We start from the raw sequence: 2696 nt of genomic DNA on the forward strand, positions 1-2696 counted from the left end.
AACACGGGTTCGAATCCCGTACGGGTCATCAAAAGAGCAGTTTGCATTTGCAAACTGCTCTTTTATTTTTGGTAGATAAATGATGGGTTTTTATATGGTGAAAAGAGAAACAAGCTGTTGCAGTTTCTGCCGTAGGCTTAGCTATGATAGCCACGCCATCAACGGTACCGAATTTAGGAAGTTCCACGGTTGTGGTGTAAAAAACATTCGCTAGAAAAATAAAACGTTAGGTTCCCTTGAATTACTAGCTTATGAAGCTAACCCAAACAGTTGATGGATGAATTCTTTTCTACTTTGGGCAGACTTCACCTCTTGGTGAACTTGCTTCTTTTTCAGCATATGCATGACTTCTATGCCACTCAGTATGTAAGTGGCTGTATGAAATGATTTCAACCCTAACATCGAACGAACACGATTCTTAATAAAACGGTGATCTTGTTCCACGATGTTATTTAGATATTTTATCCGCCTTATGTAGATGCTTACGGGCATCTTTTTCTCTTTCTTCAACTCTTCGATAGCCACGGGATAGGCTGGATTCTTATCGACTGTTATGACACGGGGCGTTGAAACATGAAAAGAAAGACCGCAAAGCTTTCTTGAAAAAGGGTTTTGCAGCCTTATGATCTCTTGTTTTCCTTAAATAAAAATCAATCGTATTTCCTTTTGAATTAACGGCCCGATATAGGTACATCCATTAACCTTTTACCTTAATATACGTTTCATCTACTCTCCAGGAATCATTGATTAGCTTAAGGCGACACGGTACCCGTTCATCTAGTTCAGACCATACTGATGAATCCAACGCATAATCGTTGTATGAGAAATCGATAATCCGCGTTCTTCAATCATTTCCACTATATCACGAAAACTGAGGTTGTACCGTAGGTACCATCTCACAGTTAATAAAATAATATCAGGCTGATAATGTTTCCATTTGAATAGATTTTGCTTTTTCATACTAATCGCATCCCCTTTTTTAGAATCCTAGTATCAGTATGTTCAAGTTTGGGGGGTTACTTGCATATGTTTTTTAATTTTCGCACCAGAACCCTAAATACCGTTTTTAATGCTATTCAACAAGCTATCCATAGTCAAGAACATGCACAACAAAGACAGCAAATAACAAGATTAAGAAGTACAACGATAAACAGATCAAACAAGTAAGGACCAGGCCTTAGCTGTTAACAAGAAATTGTGTAAATAAAAAAGGCTTGTTCAAATGTATGAGCAAGCCTTTTACTTGTAAATTAGCTAAAGTTAATAATTCGAATGACTATTATGTCCACAATTACATTTATGATTTTGGTGATGATGATTATTTCTATCCTTGCAACTACAATTGTTATTACCTTGATTATAAGAGTTATGATCGTTATTGTGGTGGTGGTGATTATTTCTACCACAAGAGCAACCACCATAATTGTTGTTATAGTTCGAATAACCACATCTACAACGACGTCTACAACCACAACCAAAGAAATTCCAACAACACATATATTTTCCCTCTCTTTAGCATGGATACAATATTTTATGTTTTCTATTTTATTTAGCTTGTACTATTGTCACCTATGAAAAAAAGCTTCTGAATTAAATATCTAGAAGCTTTTTTAGTAATTAATTTTAAAATTGAAAGTGAACAAAAAGAATATTTTTATACTCATTATTTAATAAAATTTAAGTGTTTGAAGTATTATCTATTTGCCCTTGATCACTTACATCTGGATCAAAATTATTATTCAACATGTGAGACACTGAAGGCGATGTATTACCAAAAGAAAAACAGGCTCCTACTGATTTCGAATTAGCTGTATGGCTATTTTGAACGTTGTTACCTATATCTAAATTTGCATTTTCTGTAACTCCATTAGCATTAAAGTTTTGAACATTAATATTACATGGCATAAAAAGTATGCTCCTTTATTCTTAAAGTTGCCCCGATATTGGCATAGAAGGGTTCGCAATTTGATCTTGGTCACTAATATCTGGATCAAAGTTTCCGTTAGCCATCCAAGACGTAGAAGGAGAGAAATTACCCATAGAAATACAAGCTCCTACCCATTTTGAATTCGCTGTATGACTATTGTGTACTGTATGACCAAAATCTAGATTTCCGTTTTGAGTAATCCCATTAGTCAATACATTACCAACAATAATAGAATAAGGCATAAACCTACTCCTTTCTCTTTTGAACACTTATTGTAATTTATGCTTTCATTCTTCATTAGGTAACTTGCCTAACACAAATAAAATAAATATTAGGCTAGAGCATTATGGAATTGATTTTTCCTAATTTTAATAAAACTTATTTGCCTTAAGGCAGGTTTAATCAACTTAAGTTGATTATAAGCTATGTAAATAAAATACTTCCTCTTCTTTATTTATAGTTAAAATCTTATAAAAAGCTCCTTTGTAAAAATCAAGGAGCTTTTCTGTTTATATAAAATTAGAGCCCGTCCAAAATATTAGCAATAACGTCTTCTTACTAGACGAACACTGATACCTTCTAAACTAGTAGCATTTCTAACTCCAGAATTGTCTTCCCATATTAAAAAGCCACCTTCTACTCGAATAAACGTACCGTTTCCATCAAGTTGTCTTCCAGCAGAAAAAACTTGGATTTCATCCCCTCTTCGAAAACCATCTAATCTAGAACGAGATGTACGACGGTCTCCACTACGACGTCCTGGCATAAC

General features: G+C 34.3%; 3 protein-coding genes and 1 pseudogene. All 4 read right to left on the reverse strand.

Going from position 1 to position 2696, the window contains the following annotated elements:
• Positions 1–249 precede the first annotated feature (249 nt).
• Positions 250–960, reverse strand: a pseudogene (locus ACFX4W_RS00755) (IS6 family transposase).
• 717 nt (positions 961–1677) lie between these two features.
• Positions 1678–1905, reverse strand: a complete 228-nt coding sequence (locus tag ACFX4W_RS00760; protein WP_043977115.1) for a spore germination protein — start codon at positions 1903–1905, stop codon at positions 1678–1680.
• Between the two features lie 21 nt (positions 1906–1926).
• Complete coding sequence (locus ACFX4W_RS00765; RefSeq protein ID WP_043977113.1) at positions 1927–2169, reverse strand: spore germination protein; 243 nt, start codon at positions 2167–2169, stop codon at positions 1927–1929.
• Positions 2170–2465: 296 nt separating this feature from the next.
• Positions 2466–2696 (reverse strand): hypothetical protein (locus ACFX4W_RS00770; protein WP_377558986.1); only part of this gene is annotated, 231 nt, incomplete at its 5' end.

This window comes from Priestia sp. YIM B13489 (genome assembly GCF_042787645.1).
In the GTDB taxonomy this organism is placed as follows: Bacteria; Bacillota; Bacilli; order Bacillales; family Bacillaceae_H; genus Priestia; species Priestia megaterium.

Excerpts from the sequence above, each read along its gene's own strand:
- ACFX4W_RS00760 (WP_043977115.1), bottom strand. The coding sequence starts at position 1,905 with ATGCCATGTAATATTAATGTTCAAAACTTTAATGCTAATGGAGTTACA.
- ACFX4W_RS00765 (WP_043977113.1), bottom strand. The coding sequence starts at position 2,169 with ATGCCTTATTCTATTATTGTTGGTAATGTATTGACTAATGGGATTACT.